22 protein-coding genes are annotated in these 22,606 nt (G+C 42.3%); 13 read left to right on the top strand and 9 right to left on the bottom strand.

Annotated features, from left to right (window positions below; translation table 11 throughout):
• Positions 1-2: 2 nt before the first annotated feature.
• Entirely contained in the window at positions 3-1,922 is a 1,920-nt protein-coding gene (locus ACLI09_RS05315; protein WP_411418560.1) for a DUF294 nucleotidyltransferase-like domain-containing protein, read from the bottom strand.
• A gap of 147 nt (positions 1,923-2,069) precedes the next feature.
• On the opposite strand from ACLI09_RS05315, the gene ACLI09_RS05310 reads away from it, so the two are divergent.
• Positions 2,070-2,582, top strand: a complete 513-nt coding sequence (locus tag ACLI09_RS05310) for a DUF2911 domain-containing protein (protein WP_411418559.1) — start codon at positions 2,070-2,072, stop codon at positions 2,580-2,582.
• A 206-nt stretch (positions 2,583-2,788) separates the two neighbouring features.
• Here the strand turns inward: ACLI09_RS05310 and ACLI09_RS05305 are convergent, their stop codons facing one another.
• The 4 genes from ACLI09_RS05305 to ACLI09_RS05290 form a co-directional block, all read right to left on the bottom strand.
• A complete protein-coding gene (locus ACLI09_RS05305) occupies positions 2,789-3,970 on the bottom strand; it encodes a cytochrome-c peroxidase (RefSeq protein WP_411418558.1) in 1,182 nt (393 codons plus the stop codon).
• Positions 3,971-4,040: 70 nt separating this feature from the next.
• Positions 4,041-4,532 carry a hypothetical protein gene (locus ACLI09_RS05300; protein ID WP_411418557.1) on the bottom strand — a complete coding sequence of 164 codons (492 nt, stop codon included), beginning with the start codon at positions 4,530-4,532 and terminating at the stop codon, positions 4,041-4,043.
• 10 nt (positions 4,533-4,542) lie between these two features.
• The gene (locus ACLI09_RS05295; protein ID WP_411418556.1) at positions 4,543-4,812 is read right to left on the bottom strand and encodes a hypothetical protein; all 270 of its coding nucleotides are present in this window, start codon (positions 4,810-4,812) and stop codon (positions 4,543-4,545) included.
• Between the two features lie 19 nt (positions 4,813-4,831).
• Positions 4,832-5,377 carry an RNA polymerase sigma factor gene (locus tag ACLI09_RS05290; RefSeq protein ID WP_411418555.1) on the bottom strand — a complete coding sequence of 182 codons (546 nt, stop codon included), beginning with the start codon at positions 5,375-5,377 and terminating at the stop codon, positions 4,832-4,834.
• Positions 5,378-5,439: 62 nt separating this feature from the next.
• On the opposite strand from ACLI09_RS05290, the gene ACLI09_RS05285 reads away from it, so the two are divergent.
• Both ACLI09_RS05285 and ACLI09_RS05280 read left to right on the top strand, forming a co-directional pair.
• A complete protein-coding gene (locus tag ACLI09_RS05285) occupies positions 5,440-6,006 on the top strand; it encodes a pentapeptide repeat-containing protein (protein ID WP_411418554.1) in 567 nt (188 codons plus the stop codon).
• A gap of 5 nt (positions 6,007-6,011) precedes the next feature.
• A complete protein-coding gene (locus tag ACLI09_RS05280) occupies positions 6,012-6,302 on the top strand; it encodes a hypothetical protein (RefSeq protein ID WP_411418553.1) in 291 nt (96 codons plus the stop codon).
• Positions 6,303-6,525: 223 nt separating this feature from the next.
• On the opposite strand, the gene ACLI09_RS05275 is transcribed toward ACLI09_RS05280, so the two are convergent.
• From ACLI09_RS05275 to glyA, 3 genes are all read right to left on the bottom strand, one after another.
• On the bottom strand, positions 6,526-6,984 hold the full coding sequence (locus tag ACLI09_RS05275; RefSeq protein WP_411418552.1) for a hypothetical protein: 459 nt from the start codon (positions 6,982-6,984) through the stop codon (positions 6,526-6,528).
• A 69-nt stretch (positions 6,985-7,053) separates the two neighbouring features.
• Complete coding sequence (locus ACLI09_RS05270) at positions 7,054-7,629, bottom strand: Crp/Fnr family transcriptional regulator (protein ID WP_411418551.1); 576 nt, start codon at positions 7,627-7,629, stop codon at positions 7,054-7,056.
• Positions 7,630-7,698: 69 nt separating this feature from the next.
• Positions 7,699-8,973, bottom strand: a complete 1,275-nt coding sequence (glyA, locus tag ACLI09_RS05265; RefSeq protein WP_411418550.1) for a serine hydroxymethyltransferase — start codon at positions 8,971-8,973, stop codon at positions 7,699-7,701.
• Between the two features lie 119 nt (positions 8,974-9,092).
• Here glyA and fahA point away from each other — a divergent pair, with 119 nt between their 5' ends.
• From fahA to ACLI09_RS05235, 6 genes are all read left to right on the top strand, one after another.
• On the top strand, positions 9,093-10,376 hold the full coding sequence (gene fahA / locus ACLI09_RS05260; protein WP_411418549.1) for a fumarylacetoacetase: 1,284 nt from the start codon (positions 9,093-9,095) through the stop codon (positions 10,374-10,376).
• A 523-nt stretch (positions 10,377-10,899) separates the two neighbouring features.
• A complete protein-coding gene (locus tag ACLI09_RS05255; protein ID WP_411418548.1) occupies positions 10,900-11,610 on the top strand; it encodes a hypothetical protein in 711 nt (236 codons plus the stop codon).
• A 473-nt stretch (positions 11,611-12,083) separates the two neighbouring features.
• On the top strand, positions 12,084-12,779 hold the full coding sequence (locus tag ACLI09_RS05250; protein ID WP_411418547.1) for an N-acetyltransferase family protein: 696 nt from the start codon (positions 12,084-12,086) through the stop codon (positions 12,777-12,779).
• A 21-nt stretch (positions 12,780-12,800) separates the two neighbouring features.
• Positions 12,801-13,997: an argininosuccinate synthase gene (locus ACLI09_RS05245; protein WP_411418546.1), complete on the top strand. Its 1,197-nt coding sequence runs from the start codon at positions 12,801-12,803 to the stop codon at positions 13,995-13,997.
• Positions 13,990-14,967 carry an N-acetyl-gamma-glutamyl-phosphate reductase gene (argC, locus tag ACLI09_RS05240; protein WP_411418545.1) on the top strand — a complete coding sequence of 326 codons (978 nt, stop codon included), beginning with the start codon at positions 13,990-13,992 and terminating at the stop codon, positions 14,965-14,967. The genes ACLI09_RS05245 and argC overlap by 8 nt, the downstream gene beginning before the upstream one ends.
• Positions 14,968-15,077: 110 nt before the next feature.
• Positions 15,078-16,205 (top strand): aspartate aminotransferase family protein, encoded by a 1,128-nt coding sequence (locus tag ACLI09_RS05235; protein ID WP_411418544.1) that lies wholly within the window; start codon positions 15,078-15,080, stop codon positions 16,203-16,205.
• A gap of 55 nt (positions 16,206-16,260) precedes the next feature.
• On the opposite strand, the gene ACLI09_RS05230 is transcribed toward ACLI09_RS05235, so the two are convergent.
• Positions 16,261-18,078, bottom strand: a complete 1,818-nt coding sequence (locus ACLI09_RS05230; RefSeq protein ID WP_411418543.1) for an acyltransferase family protein — start codon at positions 18,076-18,078, stop codon at positions 16,261-16,263.
• Positions 18,079-18,262: 184 nt separating this feature from the next.
• On the opposite strand from ACLI09_RS05230, the gene ACLI09_RS05225 reads away from it, so the two are divergent.
• The 4 genes from ACLI09_RS05225 to argH are packed head-to-tail and all read left to right on the top strand — an operon-like array spanning position 18,263 to position 22,430.
• The gene (locus tag ACLI09_RS05225) at positions 18,263-19,216 is read left to right on the top strand and encodes an N-acetylornithine carbamoyltransferase (protein ID WP_411418542.1); all 954 of its coding nucleotides are present in this window, start codon (positions 18,263-18,265) and stop codon (positions 19,214-19,216) included.
• On the top strand, positions 19,203-19,985 hold the full coding sequence (gene argB, locus ACLI09_RS05220; RefSeq protein ID WP_411418541.1) for an acetylglutamate kinase: 783 nt from the start codon (positions 19,203-19,205) through the stop codon (positions 19,983-19,985). Before ACLI09_RS05225 ends, argB begins: the two co-directional genes overlap by 14 nt.
• A gap of 14 nt (positions 19,986-19,999) precedes the next feature.
• A complete protein-coding gene (locus tag ACLI09_RS05215) occupies positions 20,000-21,130 on the top strand; it encodes a M20 family metallo-hydrolase (protein WP_411418540.1) in 1,131 nt (376 codons plus the stop codon).
• Between the two features lie 19 nt (positions 21,131-21,149).
• Positions 21,150-22,430 (top strand): argininosuccinate lyase, encoded by a 1,281-nt coding sequence (gene argH, locus ACLI09_RS05210; protein ID WP_411418539.1) that lies wholly within the window; start codon positions 21,150-21,152, stop codon positions 22,428-22,430.
• Positions 22,431-22,606 lie beyond the last annotated feature (176 nt).

The raw sequence follows: 22,606 nt of genomic DNA, 5'->3' as shown, positions 1-22,606 counted from the left end.
TTTTAACTTAAATAGGTTAATGAAAAGCGGTTTTTTATAAGGTCGTGCATATCGCTTATGGGTTGGAAACAATTTTTAAGCTTTACCTTATCCGTTTTTGTAAGCCCGTTAAGGTTAAGGTACCGGCCATTGCTATCGTTTATAAGCCCTTCCTCAGTGCGGAACTTTTGCAGTGTATTAAAGGCTTCAGCACATTCTTCAAAGAGGTCGGCATTTTGCGGTTCCAGTTCGGCCATTTTTTTAAAACGCTGGTAGGTGTTAGTAATTGTTACCAGCCCCTGGCTGAGCGCTAACAGGCGGGCAGCGTCTATAAGCGGCTCTAAGGCACGGGCTTTTATATCAAAGCTGTCTTTGTGCTCGCCGTCGCTTTCCAGCAAAAACTGCCTGAAAAAACCAAGCGGCGCCGGGTTTTTAAGGGTATCTGAAGCAAGGAACGCAAAGAATTTTTTATTACGCGTTATGTTTTGCTGCACCGTGTCTATAATTACATCTTCAATAGCCGGAAAACCATATATAAAATCAAAGTCAAAAAAGAGGGTATTCAATTCAATATCCTTTTCACGGGGGGTATTTATCCACTCATTGTATTGCTTAACCCAGTCCGTTAACGATTTGCACCATTTTGGGTTACGGGCAACGATATTGTGGGGCGAAAGCTCATAGCCTACTTTAAGCATCGAATCGGTTACGAGTTCAGAGAGTTCCATAAAATAACGTTTTACGCCGTCATACTGCTCGGGGGCTACGTCTTCAAATATCAGGGCATTATCCTGGTCTGTACGCAGCAGTTGCTCTTTACGGCCCTGGCTGCCCACGTTCATCCACACAAACCGGACAGGGGGGTGGGTGCCTATTTTTTCCACAGCCAGTTCTATGGCGCGTTTTACAAGGGCTATGTTTATTTCGGCAACAATGTTAGAAATATGCGATACCGGTATGTTTTTATCTATCGAATTCTGTATAAGGTCGGTCAGCTTTTCCCTTACGTACTTAAGTTCCTTGTTATTAGCGGCCCTGCGCGTTTGCTTAAGCAGCACGCCGGGTGTATTAGCCTGGGCGGCAACCACGTCATGCTCTGATATTATACCACTTACCGATGTGCTGTCGGTACCGTCTTTAGTTACACACAGGTGGCCCACATTGTGCTTAAGCATCAGCATTTGTGCTTCGGCAACCGAAATGTTTTCGGGTACCGAAATAACCGGGGCCGACATTACATCTTCGGCAAGGGCAGTAATAGGGAAGAGGCCGGTAGCAATTTTAGACCTCAGGTCCTTATCGGTAATTATACCCACCGGGAGCGTATCTTTTTGAATAATTACACTGCCAATAGCACTGTTGGCCATTGTTTTTGCAATATACATCAGTACATCGTCAGGGTTTGCCGTAATAGGGGTCCGGTTGTACTTAAGCGGCTGGAAATACTGCAGGTCAACCTCCTGGTCGTTATAAATGGTATTTTCGGAAAGCAGGCGGCCGCTGCGTTCCTTATCAAGGGGGTTACGTGTTTGTGAGGCAAAACTTTCGAGCATAAAGTTTAAAACCTGCCTGTTAGCAGCGATATAAGGCTCAAAAACCGAAATGGGTATAGCATAAAGCACGGCCTCTTCGCGCGCGCGCGCAGTCATAAGGTAGTCATTTTTAGCAAAAAAAGGCCGTAGCCCTAGGATATCGCCCTCATCGCATTTATCAATCAGTGTTTCTTCAGCATCAGAGGTTAGCGATAAACCTACAGCACCGCTTTTTACCACATAAAAATGGGCATGGACTGCCTCGCCTCCTTTAAACAGCGTCTGGTTCTTATCAAGGTACAGCAGTTTTGAAGCATGTGCAACATGCAGCAAATCAACAGTTGAGAGGCTGCTGAAAGGAGGGAAATATTTTAAAAAATCGGCAACGCCTTGTGCCACGGGGTTTTTCATGAAACCTTAAATTTTAAGGCTAAAAATACTGATTTTTTATCAGATAACTGAAAAAAATACTTAGTGGGAGATTAATAAAGGTTTGTTAAAATTTTAAAAACTCAACCTTTGTCATTAACTTTACGTCGAACAATAAAAACTTATACAATGAAATTTATTACCAAAGCGGCTATACTATTTGTAATGGCTTTTTCAGTTAATCTTGCCTCAGCCCAGGACAAGAAACCGGCCAGCCCGCCGGCAGAAGCAAAAGGGACCATTAATGGTGCAAACATTACTATTAAATACAGCAGCCCATTTGTAAAAGGCCGTACCGTATGGGGCGAACTTGTACCTTACGGCCAGGTATGGCGCGCAGGCGCTAATGATGCCACAACGTTTGAAACCAGCAAAGCTATTAAAGTTGAAGGCAAAGAATTAGCAGCCGGTACATACGCTTTTTTTGTAATTCCTGAAAAAGATGGTACCGCAACTTTAATATTTAATACTGAGGCAAAACAATGGGGCGCTTATAAATATGATGTTGCTAAAGACGCGCTGCGCGTTACCGTAAAAACTAAAAAAGCTGAAGAACTAGCAGAAAGCCTTGTTTATAAAGTAGGCAAGAAAGATGTAACACTGGCATGGGAATATGTAGAGATACCGTTTTCAGTAAAATAATTATTAGGGCCATAGGTAATACTGTGGCTTTATTTTTTACTATGTTTTATTTTACATAATGTAAATTATGTGTCATTATAATAATATTTGTATAACAGCGCCACTAAAGGACGCTGTTTTATAATAATTACATCAAAGACTTCATTAAACTAATTACTTATCGTGTCGCTTAATATTGCCTACCAGGTATTTATGATAAGTAGTTATCAAAATGGATCGGACCATTTTACATCTGTATAAACGTTGCTGCCTGACAACGTTTTTATAAATGCGGTAACCGAATTTATTTCGGCCTGTGTCAGGTTTAAGTGCACTCCATTTCCTGTAGGATTTAATCGCGGATCAAGGTTTGTATTTACAGCCGATACATTAATTACATTATAATGGCCTAAAACAGCTTCAATTGAATTAAATTCTCCCGTATGCATAAACGTCCCGTTTGACGATCCGTCGGGTTTTAAAGCATTCCTCAGGCTTGGCGAACGCGTATTTAAAATATCAAACCCTGCAACGCCCAGCTTTGTTATTACACCGTTATTGAGCGAATTGGGGTCTATATCAAACTCCGGCGCTTTATGACAGCCGGCGCAGCCTAAGCCCCCGGCTGTCCTGTTTCCGGATGCATCAAAAACGGGCGGTGCCATAAAGAGCTGTTTACCCGCATTTTCCTGTTGTGTAAAATTTGCAAACGGAGCGCCATCGTTGGGTGCTGCTGCGCGACCTGCATCATATTTAGAATCAAACGATTGTATACTCCTTATAAACTGTGCCAGGCATGACTGTATCTTTGCCTCGGTAATTTCTTCCGAACCATAAACAAACGAAAACAATTCTTTATAATAGCCTATTTCGCTTAGTTTATCTAGAAGGTTACTAAATGAAGCGTCGCCATTTTCTCCGCTAAACCCCATTTCCCCGTGGTTTTTTACGGGCATAGTGGTTTGCAGTTCAAGCGTTGCCGCACGCTCATCCCAAAAAAACTTTTGCTCTGTACCAAAGCGTTCGTTTACCAGCCTCATAGCATGCCGTTCTGTGGTGCCGTTTATACCTTCGCTGGCAATTTTAGCATCGCTAAACGCATTAGCCTGATTGTGGCAGCTTGCGCACGAAACCGTGTTATTTGCCGATAAATTTTTATCATAAAACAATACCCGGCCAAGCATTGCGCCTTTATCTGTAACCGGGTTCCCGGCCGTATTATCCCTTGTTATATATGCGGGAATGGCCTGTGCTTCATAATTAGCAAGGTTATCGGGGTCTATGGCATTGCCAAAGGTAGCCTTAATGTTCGCGTAAGGGTCTACCGGAACGTACTCCTGGCTTTCGTCATTATTACAACTGATAAGACCGGCAGTGGACACGGCGAATAGTAAATAGCGCAACTTCATATTATATCTTTTTGGTTATATAAGGTTTAGACGTACAAAAAGAAAAATTCCTGCGCTGCATATAAAAAAATTACGGCCTCTCTTCCGGCTGTCCATTTAGGCCGGGCGGCATTGGTGGCCTTGGGCTAAAAAGGCGTGACAAATCCGGCAATAACTGCTCAAAAAGTACCTTCTGTTTATCCGTGCAAAGCATTTTTATATCTTTAAAATGTTTAAAATGAACATACTCTATCTCTTTTTGGTAACCGTTTATTATTTCAATAAGGCTATCTCTTTCGCGCTGTTTTTCGTTTTTAGATAACAGGCTGTACAGTTCTTTTTTAGTGGTTCTTATTTCAAAATCAAGATGGTTTATACTCCTTCGGTGGCCTTTTATAAGTTCTTCATATTTTAAAACCTGCTGCGGGGTAAATTCTAACCTATCAATTATTATATACTTAGGCTCAGTGCGCGGCAAACCCGGCTGCAATTTTGCAGGCGTATAATACAGCAGAAACAGCAGTAAGCAGTTTAATACCATCATTATAATTACAGCAGTTGCCAATAAAGTTGTCTTTCTCATAATTGCTTATTTAATACAACTGATTATTGCTTATAAAAGGGTTATCCTTATCTTCTGTAACTGTCTGTATATCATAATTTTGACTGTAGTAACCTATTACTGCCACATTTACAGCTAAGAGTACTGCTACTGATGCCGCTACCATCCACACTGTTTTTGCGTCTTTTTTTTCGGCACGTGCTTTATGTTCAATGGCTTCCAGCAAGCTTTCCCGGGGCGTTACCCTACCCATATTTTGTGTGCTGTTAAGCACGTCTTCTATCCATTTATCCTTTTCCATATACATTAGACTGTTTATATCATTTTTTCCTGTGGTTTACTTCAAATTTTTCAGCAAGTTTTTCTTTAAGCGATTTTTTAGCACGTACTAAAAGAGATTCAACGGCACCGACACTAAGCTGCATTATTTGTGAAACTTCCGGGTTGCTTAGCCCCTCAAGCTTAGAAAGCAGAAATGCGGTGCGCTGGTTTTCCGGCAGTGTGTTGATCACACCAAACAGTATGGCAGACTGCTCTTTATGTTCAAGGGCAACGCCGGGGTACTCAAAATCAGCTACTTTAGTGTATCTGTTATCATATGTCTCCCTTTTACCAAAGATAAAAAAACGCTTTTTACTTTTCTTTTTCGTGATTAAATCAAGCGAAGCATTAACGGTTATACGGTATATCCAGGTTTTTACCGATGCATTATTTTTAAAAGTGTGTATACTTTGATATACCTTTACAAACACGTCCTGGGTAATTTCCTCAGCGTCTTCTACATTTTGCACATAATGCAGTGCCAGGCTGTACACTAAAGCCCGGTACTCAAAATAAAGCTGGTTAAAATTGTAGTTTTGGGCCATTAACAAAACGTGTTTAGGAGCTAAATTATTAAGAAAAGGTGTAATAAACTATTAAATTTTCTATGTCGTATAAAATTGATAAACAGTATTCCGGTAATATTTTCTTTGAGAAGGAAATTATGTATCATGATTTTGAGCGCTGTACTTTTGAAGACTGCGATTTTACTGCCAGCGACTTTACTGGCGTGGCATTCATAGACTGTGTGTTTATGTATTGCAGTTTTGCGCGGGCAAAAATAAATTACGTTTCACTGCGTGATGTGCAGTTTACCGGGTGCGATTTTAGCAATGTAAACTTTTCTATGATTGATACGCTATTGTTTAAATTTAGCTTTAAAGACTGTACGCTTGATTATGCTAAATTTTATACGCTGAAGTTCCGAAATACAATTTTTGAGAATTGCAGCATTGTAGCGGCCGATTTTATGAATGCTGATATTACCGGCGTGATGTTTAATAACTGCAACCTTCATAAAAGTGTTTTTACCGATACTGTTGCTAACAAAACCGATTTTAGCACCAGCTATAATTTTACCATAGACCCTGAAAAAAATAAGATAAAAAAGGCTGTTTTTTCTGAAGCCGGGCTTAAAGGCTTACTTACCAAGTATGAAATTGTTATAAAATAAGCGACGTGAAAAAAAGAATTTTAAAAAATATCTTAGCATTCGGCCTGCTTACCACACTTATTTTTTGGCTCGGCAAATTATATTCTTACCAAAATGGATTGCCTGTTGACGGTAGCCTTACCTATGGATTTCCGCTCACGTACTATGAAATAGGTTCCGGTATGGACCAGGATATCCGTTATGAAGATTTACAGCATACTGATTATGGTAACCTTACTATAGATATACTTTTCGCAATGCTTACCGCAGCAGTTTTACTTTGGATTTATTCATCTATTAAAAAAAGATTGTTTTAAGCCATTGTATATCAACCAAACGTAAATTATTTACAAATAATATCCTCCTACGTTAGGAAATTGTAAACCTGTACCCTACTTTTGCAGCTCATTATTAACCATGTTATGGGTTGGTAATGGTAAGACCCAGGGGCTTCCACCCTCGGGTCTTCGCTTTTTATAAGGGTTTTTAACCTGTTAAATCTCTTGTTTAAAGCCCTAACGCTGTTGGTTACCTACCCCATTATATATGTGCTAAAAGGCAAAAAATCCATACCCACAACAGCAGCAGCAGCTGGAACGGTATACGGAACCAAAGGTATTTAAGGCCCGGGCCGTTGTAGTTTGCTTCTTCTATATTTACAGTGTTAAATGAAGCATGAATATTTGCGGGAAATATTAGTATTAAGAAAATAAGTAAGCCTATTCCGGCCATATACCTGGTTTCCGGTATCATAATAGTAACTGCAAAAGCTATCTCCATTATCCCTGTTACATACACCAGTGCTTTTTTTGCGGGGATAAAATCGGGCATCATCAGCACCATGCCCTCCGGGAATTTAAAATGGCCAAACGCGGTAAACAACAGCATAACCGCTAACGCCAGCCTGCCACTGAATGAAAAATTCCAGTTAGCGTACAGGATAAAGCTTGTTATAAGGGCTATAAAAAATACAGCCAGTAACACTATAAGAGGTTTCATGTATGAGAGGTTGCGTTCCGCCTGCAAAAGTGGTTAATTTGAACATTTTAAAAAATGATGTATGTCAGTTTATAAAAATTTCTTACGTATGCGGCTCAGGCTCTCCGGGTGGATGCCCAGGTAGGATGAAATATGCTTTACTGATATTTTTTCTACCAGCCCCGGCCTGGAGTCAACCAGTTTTGCATAGCGCTCTTCGGCAGTGAGCGACATGAGGTCCATTTCTTTAAGCAGCCGCACCACATACTGCCTTTCGGCAATGAGCCTTCCAAAGTTTGCCGCTTTTGCCGATAGATCATATAACGATGTTATTAAGCCGTATGGAAAAACAACTATAACGGCATCGGTTAAAAGCTCTACGGTAAGTATGCTGGGCGCGCCGGTTATAAGGGAATAAAAGCCGGTAACAAAATCGCCCTCAAAATGAAAGTCTATGGTAAATTCCTTATCATTCCGCAAAAAGTAATTACGCGATACCCCGCTGCCCAGAAAAAATATACGGTCTTCAATATCGCCTTCTTTTACCAGCAAGTCTCCTTTTTTACAGTGTTTTACAACAAGGTTAGGTTCCAGTATTTCCCACGCCTGTTCGTCAAGCGGGTAAAAACGTATTATCGCGTTTTTAATTTTTTCTAATAAATCCATGGCATAATAACTAAAAACCCCTTAAGCTAAGGAACTTAAGGGGTTGTGTTTATTTTTTTAATACTATTATCAAAAAACAAATATCGGCCTCTCGCTCATCATTTCGTTTACCGCTTCTGCTACTTCATCAATAACGCCCTCATTGGTATGGTTGGTTATTACACGGTCTATAAAGGCAACAATGGTTTCCATATCTGCCTCCACGAGGCCGCGGGTGGTAATTGCCGCTGTACCCACCCTAATTCCTGATGTTACAAACGGGCTTTTATCATCAAACGGAACCATATTTTTGTTAACCGTTATCTCTGCTTTTACAAGGGCGTTTTCTGCTTCTTTACCGCTAATGCCTTTGTTGCGCAGGTCGATAAGCATCATGTGGTTATCGGTACCGCCGCTAATAATATTGTAGCCGCGCTTTACAAAGGCCTCGGCCATAACTTTGGCATTCTTTTGCAGCTGCCTTGCGTAGGTAAAGAACTCATCGCTTAACGCTTCGCCAAAGGCAACGGCTTTAGCAGCTATAATATGCTCTAACGGCCCGCCCTGGTTACCCGGGAAAACCGCAAGGTCAAGCAATGCCGACATCATCCTGATTTCGCCTTTAGGCGTTTTGTGGCCCCATGGGTTCTCAAAATCCTTACCCATAAGTATAAGCCCTCCCCTTGGCCCGCGCAGGGTTTTGTGGGTAGTGGTGGTTACTATATGGCAGTGTGGTATAGGGTCGTTCATTAAGCCTTTGGCGATAAGCCCGGCGGGGTGTGATATATCTGCAAGCAGTATAGCGCCCACGCTGTCTGCTATTTCACGGAAACGTGCAAAATCCATATCGCGGCTGTATGCCGAAGCGCCTGCAATAATAAGCTGTGGCTTTTCAGCTGTTGCTATTTCCTGTATCTTATCGTAGTTTAAACGGCCCGTCTCCTTCTCTACCCCATAAAACACGGGATTGTATAAACGGCCCGAAAAGTTTACGGGCGAACCGTGCGTAAGGTGCCCGCCGTGCGAAAGGTCGAAACCCAGTATTTTATCGCCAGGTTTAAGGCATGCATGAAAAACAGAAGCATTAGCCTGCGAGCCGCTGTGCGGCTGCACATTGGCATACTCGGCGCCAAAAAGCGCTTTTGCCCTGTCTATGGCAATTTGCTCTATAACATCTACCACTTCGCAGCCGCCGTAATATCTTTTACCCGGATAGCCTTCGGCATATTTGTTAGTCAGCACACTGCCAGCGGCTTCCATTACCTGGTCGCTTACAAAGTTTTCAGATGCTATAAGCTCAAGGCCGTGTATTTGCCTGTCCTGTTCTTCAAGGATTAAGTCAAAAATTTGTTCGTCGCGTTGCATTGTATAAATTTTCGTTAATTTGCTGCCAAAAGTACAAAAAACGTTTGGTAAAAAACCTAACAAAAGTATATTTGGCAAGCAGATAAAACAGTACATTTACTAAAAACACAAACATAAATATGCCCTTAACCGCAAACGACCCCTCAAGAAAATCGTGGCTTACCGTGCCTGAAAACAGCGATTTTCCTATACAAAACATCCCTTTTGGCGTGTTTATAACAAAAGACGATGTAGTAACCATAGGTACCCGCATAGGCGATTATGCCATAGACCTTGGCGCGTTGCAGCAACTAAACTATTTTGAAGGCATAGAGCTTACCGACGATATGTTTATGCAGGACACGCTAAACGACTTTATAAGCGACGGCAAGAAAACCTGGCGTCTGGTACGCAACCGCATTGCCGACATATTTGATGAGAACAACACCACCCTTAAAGATAACGATGCCCATAAAGAAGTAGTTATTTTTAATATGGAAGATGTAGAGATGCAGCTGCCGGTGCTTATAGGCGACTATACCGATTTTTACAGCAGTAAGGAGCATGCTACAAACGTAGGCATGATGTTCCGCGACCCGGAGAATGCGTTGTTGCCCAACTGGCTACACCTGCCGGTAGGCTATCACGGGCGCTCCAGCACCATCGTGCCTTCAGGGATACCGGTACACAGGCCAAACGGGCAAACCTTGCCAAACGGTGAAACACAACCCGTGTTTGGACCGAGCAAACTGGTTGATTTTGAGCTTGAAATGGCCTTTATCACCACCGATGCCAATATTATGGGTGAATCGATTCCCGTGGAGGAAGCTGAGGAGCACATCTTTGGTATGGTGCTGTTTAACGACTGGAGCGCACGCGACATACAGAAATGGGAGTACGTGCCGCTGGGCCCCTTCCTGGCTAAGAACTTTGCCTCATCTATGTCGCCATGGATAGTAACGCTTGATGCGCTGGAACCCTTCCGTACCACAGGCCCTGAGCAGGAACCTAAGCCGTTAGAATATTTGCAATTAGAAGGCGCACATGCGTATGACATTAACCTGCAGGTGGCTATACAGCCCGAAGACGCAGGGGAAACCGTTATTTCAAATTCTAATTTTAAGTACATGTACTGGAGCATGGCGCAACAGCTTGCCCACCATACCGTTAACGGCTGCCGTGTAAACAGTGGCGACCTTATGGGCAGCGGCACAATAAGCGGCCCTACGCCCGATAGCTTTGGCTCGATGCTGGAGCTTACCTGGGGCGGTAAAAACCCCATAACCCTTAACGACGGCACCGAACGCAAGTTTATTAACGATGGCGACAGCGTGATTATGCGCGGCTACTGCCAGAATGATGAAGTGCGTATAGGCTTTGGCGAGGTATGCAGTAAGCTGCTGCCGGCTTTTGATAAAAAGTAGGTTTTTTCTTATATTTTTACCGCAGTTTTCTGTCATTCTGAGCGGAGTCGAAGAATCTCTTTTTTAAAATAAAAAAGTCTTTATCATATTTCACAATATGTTCCACTTTTTGGTTTACAGCATCCAAAAACCAACGGACTATATTGTGGAATATTTTTAGTTTATACTATTGACTATAGGATGTTTATAAAAATATATCAGGTTTTCCCATATTTCACACACTTTACACACACATTCCACAAAGTGTAACATAAAGTACACTGAACAAACGCCTTCAGTACGTTGCGCAAAATAATTTCCTAAACAGGCGTTTGCCTCCTCCCTACTAAAAATTTCGTTAGCAAAAATGCAAATCTACCATTGGCACTAAAAGTTTTTACTGAACAAATGCCTTCAGTACTTTGTGTGGGGTTGTATTGTAATTTTGTGGCGGTGGTTTAATTGTAATGATAAAATTTTTTAAGAAAGGAATTTTTGTAAGAGAAAAATTTGTAGGTTTAATTTATTTTAAAATTGAAAAATAATGAATAAAGATAGTTGTGCGGTAAATATCTTAGAATTATCTAAAAAAGTTTTGCATCGTCTCGCTAAGATGGATTTTGAAAAGCGAGAGGGTAATTCAGATGAAAAATTAATCTTTCCGTCAAAATTTCAAGCTAATGGTGAAGAAGATGAAAGAATATCAGAACAGGAGCTTCGTTTCATTTTCGTAGAAGAGTTTAGAAATGCATATCCCAATCTATATTATTCAATTGAAACCCCAACAAAAAAGAAATATAAATTAGCAAAAAATACTAAAGATCATAAAACGGAGGATGGTCGTTCAGCCTCACATGATTTAAGTATTTACAAGCGAGATTCAAATAAATATTCTCGTATTCTCAATATAGAATTTAAGTATAAAAATTCAAGCGAACAATATACTTCCAAAGATATTCTAAAATTGATTTATGAAGATCAAGATGCTGCATTTATATATCTTGTCAAAAATACCAGTAAAAGAACATTACCTAGTATGTTCGAAAAACTTAAGGGAGCTTTTTTAGAATATAAAGCAACAAAATGGATTAATAAGAATAAAACTATAATGTTAGTTATCCTTTCTCTGGAGCAAAAGAAGTTGGTTCATTTTAGTATAAATGACCTTGCCGATTTGGATGCAGTTTTTAAAATTGAAAAAGTCAATATAAATGATTTTATTGGAAGTGATGGTTGGGGATCTTATATTATATAAATTACTAATATGCTCTAAAAAATATCAGCCACAATGTACCATTTTCAATTCACTTATATCAAATTTCAACCCCCACTTCACTTTTGGAGCGTTTTTTGTACAGCATATTTTGCAAAATATTTTATACAGGGGGTATTTTTATGGGGTATCTGTAATTTTACTATTTTTTGAGGGAAAATTAACGGAACTTGTTTTTATATAAATTACATTTGCACCTGTAAATAAAGCTGGATTGCAATTTGCACTAACTGTTCATTTTTATTTTTTATTTAAATTGAAAAACACAACTGTTTTTATAGCGACCGTAATTGGGGACCTTGCTTACATCAGCAACCTTAATTCATTCCTGAGCCCCAGGCGCTTCAGGCCGTAATGGTCTGCAATTTTTTTGGGCCGGTCCGCCCGGCTCGTTTCCACGACACTACACCCATTTTAATTTATTGAATTTTTACCATTTATTTCTGTTAGCTGAAATGAATATATCCATAGTAATAGCCGGCGAAGAGCACTATAAATTTGCACAGGAAATCGTAGATACCATGTACGAGAGCGCCATACAGCGCGGTACGGGCATTGCGAAGCGCACACCCGAATATATAGTGGCCAAGATGGAACACAAGGATGCCGTTATTGCCATTGCCGACGGTAAGTTTGCGGGCTTTTGCTACATAGAGAGCTGGAGCCACGGCAAGTTTGTGGCTAATTCCGGACTTATAGTACACCCCGACTTCCGCCAGCATGGCCTTGCCAAAAAGATCAAGGAGCGCGTGTTTAACTACTCCCAGGAGAAATATCCGGGGGCTAAGATATTTGGAATCACCACGGGATTGGCAGTGATGAAAATCAACTCCGACCTGGGTTACAAGCCCGTGCCTTTTAGCGAACTTACTGACGACCCATCCTTTTGGAAGGGCTGCAGCGGCTGTAATAATTATGACATATTGCAGCGCAAAGACTATAAAATGTGCCTCTGCACCGGTATGCTCTACGACCCTGCCGAAAAGAAAAACGAAAAGGAAGAAGACCAGTATGATTTTAACCAAAAGGTAATGGCCCGCCTAAAAAGCATTAAGCAGGCGCTGTTCCTCAAAAAGGATGAAACCCCTGCAAAAAAGGATGGCGATAAAAACGTATTCCTGTTTATAAATTTTTTCAAAAGCTTTTTATAACACACAAATAAACAACTGAACATGAGTAAAAAAGTGGTTTTGGCATACAGCGGGGGGCTTGATACCTCTTACTGCCTTAAGTACCTAAAGAACGAACTGGGGTATGAGGTTCATACCATACTAATTAATACCGGTGGCTTTGGCGAAGAAGAATTAACGGCCATAGAAAAGCGTGCTTACGAACTGGGCAGCGCTAACCACCTTAACCTCGACATTATAGACAAGTACTACGAGAAAGCCATTAAATACCTGGTGTATGGCAACGTGCTTAAAAACAATACCTATCCCCTTTCGGTAAGTGCGGAGCGGGTTTTCCAGGCGCTGGAAACCGTGCGCTATGCCAAAAAAGTAGGCGCTGAAGCCATATCGCACGGCAGTACCGGCGCGGGCAACGACCAGATTCGTTTTGACCTGGTATTCCAGACCATAGCGCCTGAAATGACAATCATTACCCCCATACGCGACCTTAAGCTTACCCGCCAGCAGGAAGTGGAATACCTGCAACAAAACGGCGTGGAGTACAGTTGGGAAAAAGCGCAATACTCTATCAATAAAGGCATTTGGGGTACGAGCGTAGGCGGTAAAGAGACCCTGACTTCAGGCCAGCCCCTACCCGACTCTGCTTACCCGTCGCAACTGCAAAAAACGGAAGCCGAGAAGGTAGTACTGCACTTTGAAAAAGGCCAACTTACAGGCATCAATGGCGCATTTGATAAGCCGTCGGCTAACATACAAAAGCTTGAGGCATTAGCTTCGGCGTTTGCCATAGGCCGCGACATCCACGTGGGCGACACCATTATAGGTATTAAGGGCCGTGTGGGATTTGAGGCTGCGGCACCGCTTATTATTATTAAGGCACACCACCTGCTTGAAAAGCACACGCTGGGCAAATGGCAACAGTACTGGAAAGAGCAGCTGGGCAACTGGTACGGTATGCTGTTTCACGAAGGGCAGTACCTTGACCCGGTGATGCGTAACATAGAAACCTTTTTAGAAGATACCCAGAAAACAGTAACCGGTACCGTTACCGTTAGCCTTAAGCCCTACCATTTCTCGCTTGATGGCATTGAGTCAGAACATGATTTAATGAACAGCGGCTTTGGCCAGTACGGCGAAGTTAACAATGCCTGGACAGCAGATGATGCCAAGGGCTTTATTAAGATAGTGGGCAACGCGCAGAACATTTACGCCCACGTAAACAACGAAAAATATGATTAATATAGGCATCATAGGAGGATCGGGCTATACGGCGGGCGAATTGTTGCGTTTGCTTGCCAATCACCCTGAAGCGCATATCGATTTTGTATACAGCACTACTAATGCCGGCAGCCCTGTGGCTTCGGTACACGAAGACCTGTATGGCACACTCGATGTTAACTTTACCGATACGCTTAACCCCGATGTTGACGTTGTGTTTTTATGCTTAGGCCACGGCAAGTCGCTGGCGTTTCTTCAAGCCAATGCCTTTTCTACTGTTACTAAAATTATCGATTTAGGTAATGATTTCCGCCTGACAAAGGATGCTGAATTCAACGGAAAAACGTTCATTTACGGCCTGCCGGAACTGAACCGTGACGCGATAAAATCGGCACAATATATTGCCAATCCCGGCTGTTTTGCTACGGCGATACAGTTGGCCCTTTTGCCTTTAGCAAAAAATAATCTTCTGAATGACACCGTACACATTAACGCCACAACAGGCAGTACGGGTGCGGGTGTAATGCCATCGGCTACGTCGCACCACCCGTGGCGCATGGGTAACATGAGCCACTATAAAGCATTCGGGCACCAGCACTTAGGCGAAATTACCCAAAGCTTACAGTTAACCCAACAAGGCTTTAACCAGGAGTTATTGTTCATACCTAACCGCGGCGATTTCCCGCGAGGGATATTCGCAACACTGTATACTAAATTACCTGCTGATTTTGATTCGGTTGTAAAATTATATAACGAGTATTATGCTGTTGAGCCGTTTGTAAAAGTTACCACCAACAGCATCAATATGAAGTTGGTTTTGCAGACTAACAACTGCTTTATCAGCCTGGAGCAGCACGGCAATTACCTGCTGATAACATCGGTAATAGACAACCTTGTAAAAGGTGCTTCGGGACAGGCCATTGAGAACATGAACCTGATGTTTGGCCTTGAGGAAACCACGGGGTTGAAACTGAAGGCACAGGGGTTTTAAACTACTCCTGTATCCTGCAAGGTTTCCAAAACCTTGTAGGTATAGAAATATTGATTAACCAAACCTACAAGGTTTTGGAAAACTTGCAGGTTATCACATACTAAAAGAAAATGAGTTTATTCAACGTATACCCTATATATAACATTACCCCGGTAAGAGCGCTGGGTGCCAAGGTATGGGACGACAAAGGTACTGAGTACCTTGACTTCTACGGCGGCCATGGCGTAATTTCAGCCGGGCACTCCCACCCCGCTTATGTAAAAGCGGTGAGCGAACAGGTCGCCAAAATAGGTTTTTACTCTAACTCTATCCAGAACCCTATACAGGAGGCTCTGGGCAAAAAACTTCCTGAGTTTTCCCGCTATCCTGATTTTACCTTATTCCTTTGTAATTCGGGTGCAGAAGCCAATGAGAACGCGCTAAAGCTGGCATCCTTCCACAACGGGAAAAAGAAGGTCATTGCCTTTAAAAAAGCCTTCCACGGGCGTACCTCGGCGGCGGTTGCAGCTACTGATAACCCATCTATTGTTGCCCCGTTAAACGCCGGGCATGAAGTGGTTTTCCTTCACTTAAATGACGAAGCTGCATTTACGGCAGAGATTGCCAAAGGCGATGTTACCTGCGTAATTATTGAAGGCATACAGGGTGTAGGCGGGCTTGACCAGGCTACTACGGAATTCTTTAAACTGATAGAAAAAGCCTGCACAGATAATGATGTAGTGCTGATACTGGACGAAATACAAAGCGGTTACGGGCGTTCGGGCAAGTTCTTCGCGCACCAGCACCATGGCATTACGCCTGATGTTATTTCGCTGGCAAAAGGCATGGGCAACGGCTTCCCTATTGGCGGTATTTTGATATCTCCTAAGTTCGAGGCAAAGTATGGCCTGCTGGGTACTACCTTTGGCGGTAACCATTTGGCGTGCGCGGCTGCACTATCGGTACTTGAAGTTATTGAAAATGAAAACCTTATTGAAAATGTAAACACTATTAGCGCTTATTTTCAGGAAAAAGCAGCTGAAATCCCGAAAGTCAAAAACATCAAAGGGCGTGGCCTGATGCTGGGCCTGGAGTTTGATTTTGATGTGACTGAGCTTCGTAAAAAGCTTATTTATAACGAGCATATATTTACGGGCAACGCTTCCCAAAAGAACCTGCTGCGCATACTGCCGCCGCTTTCTATTACAAAATCCGATGTAGATGTATTTTTTGAAGGGCTTAAAAAGGCGTTGGCATAACAAAAAAAGCCAATTCTGGTTAAAACAGAATTGGCTTTTTTTCTTTAAGAGTACTCTATTTCCTTATAGAATTAAGGAACTTCATGAAGCGTTTTTCGTCATCTTTGGCAAGTACGGTGGAACCAAAGTCGTTTAGGTGTTTCCTGTCATAATACATTATGGTATCGTGGTGAAAAGGAACTTCCTTAAATACGGCACTGACCGCAACATCATAAAAATGAACATTTTTATATTTTTTTGTCAGCTGCAGTATCTCCTTAGGGGTTTGCCTGTACCTCAGTTTGTACTCCTGACGAATATTGTTATTTTTAACTCCCCCCCTATTTGCTTTAATAGGGTTTTTACTTAAGGATGGGAAAGTGCCTATAATTACCAGGTGCTGGCCATCGTTAAGGCCGGCAGCCAGTTTTTCAACTGCCTGGGGCAACGAAGGCACAAGTTTCCACGAGCTCATAACCAAAAAAATAATCTTACTTTTTTTAATTTCCCTATTCGTTGCCGGGATCAGCTCTTTTGCAATCTTATAGTCGTTATAATATTTTTTCTTGACCTCTTCAATATTCAATCCACTTATAGGCATGTAGGTATTGCTGGTTATTGTAGTAAACGAAAAGTGATTTCGTTTACCAATGTAATCCAGGTAAGGCTTTAGTGAAAGGGCATTGCTGTTGCCGGTTAAAAATATTTGCGGACTGCCCGATTCCGGGTCTCCCATTGTTTCCACAACATCAGTATTGTGGGATTTTAGGCCTATAGAGGGGCCGCAATATTCTTTTGGTATTTGGTTTACGGTTTCGTTTATAATTATTAGCCCGTAAAAGCAACCGGCTAAGGCAACCAGGCTTGTTAATGTACCTATAGTAAGTACTTTAAAATTATTCTTCCTGAAATAATTTTCAATAAAATAATACGACAGTAAAGAGCATACAAGCGTGGCGGATATAATCCATAAAACCTGTATGAAGTTAAATGTGTCGGCATCATAATAATAGCGGGTTAAAGCTATAATTGGCCAGTGCCACAAATAAATAGAGTACGACCATGCACCAACTGTTTCGAATGGCTTTAATGATATTACTTTATTTATTACTCCAGTGCCTGATATAAGTAATAACGCCGTGGCTACACAGGGAAGTAACGCGTAAACTCCGGGAAAAAGAGTGTTTTTATCAATAAAAAATATACAACATATCAAAACAATTATACCGGTTAGCCCGGAAAAATTCTTATTAATTCTGCCAACGCGCGGCAGCAGCAGGTAAGCTATCAGCCCTATTAAAAATTCCGGTATGCGGATAAGCAACGAATAATAAGCTGAAGGCTGGTGTACAATGTGTGTTTTATAAATGCTATAACCCAATAAGCCTAAAGTAATAACGATAAGAAATTTAAGCAAATATTTTCGTTTTATAAAAAGCAATAAAAAAGGCATCAGTAAGTAAAACTTCATTTCTATGGCTATTGACCAGGCATGCTTAAAAATATATTCATCGGCCTGGATGCCAAAATAAGAGTTCAGCTTCGAATACAAATGATTTGAATTAAATAGTATGGCGTGCATCAGCTCTCGCCTTATAATGCCGGTATCTGAAGTACTTATCATTATAAAGGCACCCACTAGTGCGCCACATATAAGCATAGCATAATAAGCCGGCACAATACGCCTTATGCGGCCAATATAAAAATCGATAAAGCTAAACGAGTTGTCCTGCAGTTTGTTAAGAATAATACCGCCTATCAAAAACCCGGATATTACAAAGAACACATCAACCCCTATAAATCCTCCCGGTAGCCATGAAGGATTAAGGTGGAATATAAAAACAAATAGTACCGCCAGTGCCCGCAAGCCCTGAATATCTTTTCTGTAGTGCATGGTAAATTTTATCCTGTTAAAGGCATTTGGCGCAAAGCTACAAATTAAACTTTTTTAACTGTAAAATACCGTTAAAATAACAGGATTTACTCACAATTACTTCCGCTTTTAAGTATCTTTGACGGCGTAAAATTTATATCATCAACTGCTGTTTTCACCGTAAGGCTCAACTCAAAAAACAAGAATGAAAAACTTCACTTCGGTAGACGATATACAGGACCTTAATGGCCTTGTATCTTTGGCGAAAGCCATAAAAGCGGCTCCCTTTGCCCACCAGGAGCTGGGGAAAAACAAAACCCTGGGCCTGTTGTTTTTTAACCCCAGCCTGCGCACAAGGCTCAGCACCCAAAAGGCTGCCCTTAACCTGGGGATGCACCCTATTGTGATGAACCTGAATACCGAGGGCTGGACGCTGGAATTTGAAGACGGCGTAGTGATGGACGGTGCCAGCAGTGAGCACATTAAGGAGGCCGCGCAGGTGGTTTCGCAATACTGCGACATTATTGCCATACGCAGTTTCCCTACCCTTACCGATAAGGAAAAAGACGAAGCAGAATATGTAATAAGTGCATTTAAAAAGTATGCCCTCGTGCCGGTTATAAGCCTTGAAGGCAGTACAGAGCATCCGCTACAGGCTGTAGCCGACGCACTTACCATTGAAGAATATAAGACCAAAGCCCGCCCTAAAGTAGTACTTACATGGGCGCCACACCCGAAAGCGCTGCCGCACGCCGTGCCAAACTCGTTTGTAAAAGTGATGAAAAAGGCCGATGTGGATTTTATAATTACCCACCCTGAAGGTTATGAGCTTAATCCGCAATTTACAGAAGGTGTTGCAATTACACACAACCAGGATGAGGCGTTTAAAAATGCCGATTTTATCTACGCCAAAAACTGGAGCAGCTATATCGACTACGGAAAAATAACCAGTAAAGACCCGTCGTGGACGGTAACTCCCGAAAAGATGGCGCTTACCGATAATGGCAAATTTATGCACTGCCTGCCCGTACGCCGCAACATGATTGTTACGGACGCCTTGCTTGACAGCGATGCTTCTATCGTGATTCCGCAGGCCAATAACCGAACCTATTCGGCGCAGGCCATATTGACTAAAATACTGGAAGATGCCGGAAAATAAGCTAAAACTTACGATTATAAAAATAGGCGGCAACGTGATTGATAACCCGATAGCCCTTAAGAGTTTCCTGTCGGATTTTGCAGCATATGAAGGTTTTAAAGTACTGGTGCACGGTGGCGGAAAAATTGCAACCAAAACCGCTGAAAGCCTGGGCATAACTGCCGTTTTCCACGAAGGCCGCCGCGTAACTGATAAGCCCATGCTTGATGTGGCGGTAATGACCTACGCAGGGCTCATTAACAAAGATATTACGGCTCACCTACAGGCGCTCGGCAGCAATGCCATGGGCTTTACCGGCGCAGATGGTAACCTTATTTTATCTGAAAAGCGAAAAATTGCCACGGTAGATTTCGGTTTTGTGGGCGACGTAGTTGACGTAAATGCTGATTTACTGAAGGTTATAATCCAGCAAAATATTGTACCTGTTTTTTGCGCCATAACGCATGATGGTGCGGGTCAACTGCTTAATACCAATGCCGATACCATAGCAAGCACGCTGGCAGTTGGCTGTTCCGCCCATTTTGACGTAGAATTGATGTACTGCTTCGAGAAAAAAGGCGTATTAATGGACATCGAAAATGAGGATTCGGTTATAAAAAACCTTACTTTTGGGGCATACGAAACACTAAAGGCACAAGGTATAATACACAGCGGTATGCTGCCGAAACTCGAAAATTGCTTTAACGCTATAAACCAGGGCGTTACGCAAATAGGCATCGGCAGCACAGACATGCTCAAAGGGAGTGATTATACCCTTGTAACCGCCTGACGAAAACACGATGCATGAGTGATAAAACGATACATACACTAACACAGGACGCTATTGCATTGCTTAAGCAACTCATTGCAGTCCAGTCTTTTTCGTCGGAGGAAGAAGGTACTGCCCTGCTTATCGAGGCATGGTTTAACAACAATAATATTCCGTTTTTAAGGGAAAATAATAACATCTGGGCTTACAATAAAAACTTTGTTGCGGGCAAGCCCTTGCTGTTGCTTAATTCGCATCACGATACGGTTAAGCCAAACCAGGGATATACGCGCAACCCGCTAGAGCCCACTGTTGAAGACGGCAAGCTTTATGGACTGGGCAGTAACGATGCCGGCGGTTGCCTGGTATCGCTAATGGCTTCATTCACCTATTTATACGAGGCTGAAAACCTGCCGTATAACGTGGTAATGGTAGCTTCTGCCGAGGAAGAAAGCAGCGGTCCAAAAGGGCTAAACAGCGTGCTGAAACATCTGCCTAACCTGGAACTTGCCATAGTAGGCGAACCTACCGAAATGCACCTTGCCATAGCCGAAAAAGGCTTGTTGGTACTGGATGTTACCGTTACCGGAACAGCCGGCCATGCTGCCCATCCTAATGATAATGTGAGTATCTATAACGCTATCCCGGTTATAGAGTGGTTCCGCGATTACCGTTTTGATCTTGTAAGTGAGGTACTTGGGCCCATGAAAATGACTGTTACCGGTATTAATGCGGGTAAGCAGCACAACGTAATTCCGGCTGAATGCAGCCTTGTGATAGACGTTCGCGTTAATGATAAATATACTAATACTGAGGTACTTGAGATAATCCGCAGGGAGATGGCAGCAAAATTTGGTGATAACGTGCGTGTAAACCCACGTTCACTGCACTTAAATTCTTCATCAATTCGTAAGGAACACCCTCTGGTTCAGGCCGGTATAGCGCTGGGCAGGACTACCTATGGTTCGCCAACGCTTAGCGACCAGTCGGTTTTAAGCTGTGAATCGCTTAAGCTGGGGCCTGGATTATCTACCCGTTCGCACAGTGCCGATGAGTATATTTTTTTACACGAAATTGAAGATGGTATTGCATTGTATATCAAAATATTAAAGGCTTTTTTAAAATTAGAAGAAGTCGTAATAGATACCGCTAACCTGCAACTTTAAACCTGAAACAAAACCTTTAATGAAACTCTGGGAAAAAGGCATACCTACCGATAAGAAAACCGACCTGTTTACTGTGGGTAACGACCGCGAACTCGACCTGGTACTGGCTGAGTATGACGTAATTGGATCGATGGCGCAGGCAAAAATGCTGGCTAAAGTTGGCCTGCTTACCCATGCTGAAAGTGCTGATTTAGTAGCTGCTTTACAGGACATATTAGCTGATATTCAGGCTGGTAACTTTACCATAGAAGATTCATTTGAAGACGTGCACAGTAAAGTTGAGTACCTGCTGATTGAAAAACTGGGCGATACAGGTAAGAAAATACATACAGCTCGCTCACGAAACGACCAGGTTTTAACTGATGTACATCTGTATTTAAAGGCTGAAATTCTTACTATTAAAGCCCAGGTAAAGGAACTTTTTGATTTACTCATTACTTTAGGTAAGCAGTATCAAAATGTTCTGCTTCCGGGATATACGCATTTTCAGGTTGCGATGCCGTCGTCATTCGGGATGTGGTTTTCGGCCTATGCTGAAACGCTGATTGATGATGTGACGATGCTAAATGCCGCCTTGACCGTGGCCGACCAAAACCCACTCGGTTCTGCCGCCGGGTATGGCAGCTCCTTCCCTATCGACCGCAGTTTTACAACCAAAGAAATGGGGTTTAAAACACTGAAATACAATTCGGTAGCCGCGCAAATGAGCCGCGGCAAGGTAGAGAAAACCACCGCTTTTGCCATGGCATCAGTGGCGGGTACGCTGTCTAAACTCGCAATGGATATCACGTTGTATTTGAGCCAAAACTTTAGCTTTATCGCTCTGCCACAGCACCTTACAACTGGCAGCAGCATCATGCCGCACAAAAAGAACCCGGATATTTTTGAGCTGATTCGTGGCAAATGCAACAAAATACAGGCGCTTCCTTATGAAATTACCTTGATTACCAACAACTTACCGAGCGGTTACCACCGTGAATTCCAGTTGCTTAAAGAGGGTTTATTCCCCGCATTGCAATCGCTTAAGGCCTGCCTGGAGATGGCGCACTACTCCATAAAAGAAATTAAAGTGAATGAGAGCATCCTCGATGATAAAAAATACGACTACCTCTTTACGGTAGATGCTCTAAATGAGTTGGTTAACTCAGGTATCCCCTTCCGTGATGCCTATAAAATCGTGGGCGAACAGGTGGATAACGGCACCTTTGTTTCGCCAAAAGCGACCAAACATATCCACGAGGGCAGCATCAATAATTTGTGCCTGGATGAGATTGTCGCCAAAATGGAAGATGCTTTTTAATTGTAAGAAACTTCGTTCTTAAAAATAAAAATATGTCGGTTTGTTGTACAATCGGTATATTTTTTTCAAAAACACATTTTGCAATCCGTTGATTATCAATGGAAAATTTTTAGCGTTTTTTTAATATTTTATAACTAAAACGTTTTAATTGTGCAATCGGTATATATTTTTTTCAG

Origin of the sequence: Flavobacterium sp. RHBU_24 (genome assembly GCF_046613695.1) — a bacterium.
GTDB lineage: Bacteria > Bacteroidota > Bacteroidia > Flavobacteriales > Flavobacteriaceae > Flavobacterium.
The sequence above is the reverse complement of the archived record's forward strand: the minus strand, read 5'-3'. Positions and strand labels throughout refer to the sequence as shown.

Excerpts from the sequence above, each read along its gene's own strand:
- ACLI09_RS05315 (WP_411418560.1), bottom strand. The coding sequence starts at position 1,922 with ATGAAAAACCCCGTGGCACAAGGCGTTGCCGATTTTTTAAAATATTTC.
- ACLI09_RS05310 (WP_411418559.1), top strand. The coding sequence starts at position 2,070 with ATGAAATTTATTACCAAAGCGGCTATACTATTTGTAATGGCTTTTTCA.
- ACLI09_RS05305 (WP_411418558.1), bottom strand. The coding sequence starts at position 3,970 with ATGAAGTTGCGCTATTTACTATTCGCCGTGTCCACTGCCGGTCTTATC.
- ACLI09_RS05300 (WP_411418557.1), bottom strand. The coding sequence starts at position 4,532 with ATGAGAAAGACAACTTTATTGGCAACTGCTGTAATTATAATGATGGTA.
- ACLI09_RS05295 (WP_411418556.1), bottom strand. The coding sequence starts at position 4,812 with ATGGAAAAGGATAAATGGATAGAAGACGTGCTTAACAGCACACAAAAT.
- ACLI09_RS05290 (WP_411418555.1), bottom strand. The coding sequence starts at position 5,377 with ATGGCCCAAAACTACAATTTTAACCAGCTTTATTTTGAGTACCGGGCT.
- ACLI09_RS05285 (WP_411418554.1), top strand. The coding sequence starts at position 5,440 with ATGTCGTATAAAATTGATAAACAGTATTCCGGTAATATTTTCTTTGAG.
- ACLI09_RS05275 (WP_411418552.1), bottom strand. The coding sequence starts at position 6,984 with ATGAAACCTCTTATAGTGTTACTGGCTGTATTTTTTATAGCCCTTATA.
- ACLI09_RS05270 (WP_411418551.1), bottom strand. The coding sequence starts at position 7,629 with ATGGATTTATTAGAAAAAATTAAAAACGCGATAATACGTTTTTACCCG.
- glyA (WP_411418550.1), bottom strand. The coding sequence starts at position 8,973 with ATGCAACGCGACGAACAAATTTTTGACTTAATCCTTGAAGAACAGGAC.
- fahA (WP_411418549.1), top strand. The coding sequence starts at position 9,093 with ATGCCCTTAACCGCAAACGACCCCTCAAGAAAATCGTGGCTTACCGTG.
- ACLI09_RS05255 (WP_411418548.1), top strand. The coding sequence starts at position 10,900 with ATGAATAAAGATAGTTGTGCGGTAAATATCTTAGAATTATCTAAAAAA.
- ACLI09_RS05250 (WP_411418547.1), top strand. The coding sequence starts at position 12,084 with ATGAATATATCCATAGTAATAGCCGGCGAAGAGCACTATAAATTTGCA.
- ACLI09_RS05245 (WP_411418546.1), top strand. The coding sequence starts at position 12,801 with ATGAGTAAAAAAGTGGTTTTGGCATACAGCGGGGGGCTTGATACCTCT.
- argC (WP_411418545.1), top strand. The coding sequence starts at position 13,990 with ATGATTAATATAGGCATCATAGGAGGATCGGGCTATACGGCGGGCGAA.
- ACLI09_RS05235 (WP_411418544.1), top strand. The coding sequence starts at position 15,078 with ATGAGTTTATTCAACGTATACCCTATATATAACATTACCCCGGTAAGA.
- ACLI09_RS05230 (WP_411418543.1), bottom strand. The coding sequence starts at position 18,078 with ATGCACTACAGAAAAGATATTCAGGGCTTGCGGGCACTGGCGGTACTA.
- ACLI09_RS05225 (WP_411418542.1), top strand. The coding sequence starts at position 18,263 with ATGAAAAACTTCACTTCGGTAGACGATATACAGGACCTTAATGGCCTT.
- argB (WP_411418541.1), top strand. The coding sequence starts at position 19,203 with ATGCCGGAAAATAAGCTAAAACTTACGATTATAAAAATAGGCGGCAAC.
- ACLI09_RS05215 (WP_411418540.1), top strand. The coding sequence starts at position 20,000 with ATGAGTGATAAAACGATACATACACTAACACAGGACGCTATTGCATTG.
- argH (WP_411418539.1), top strand. The coding sequence starts at position 21,150 with ATGAAACTCTGGGAAAAAGGCATACCTACCGATAAGAAAACCGACCTG.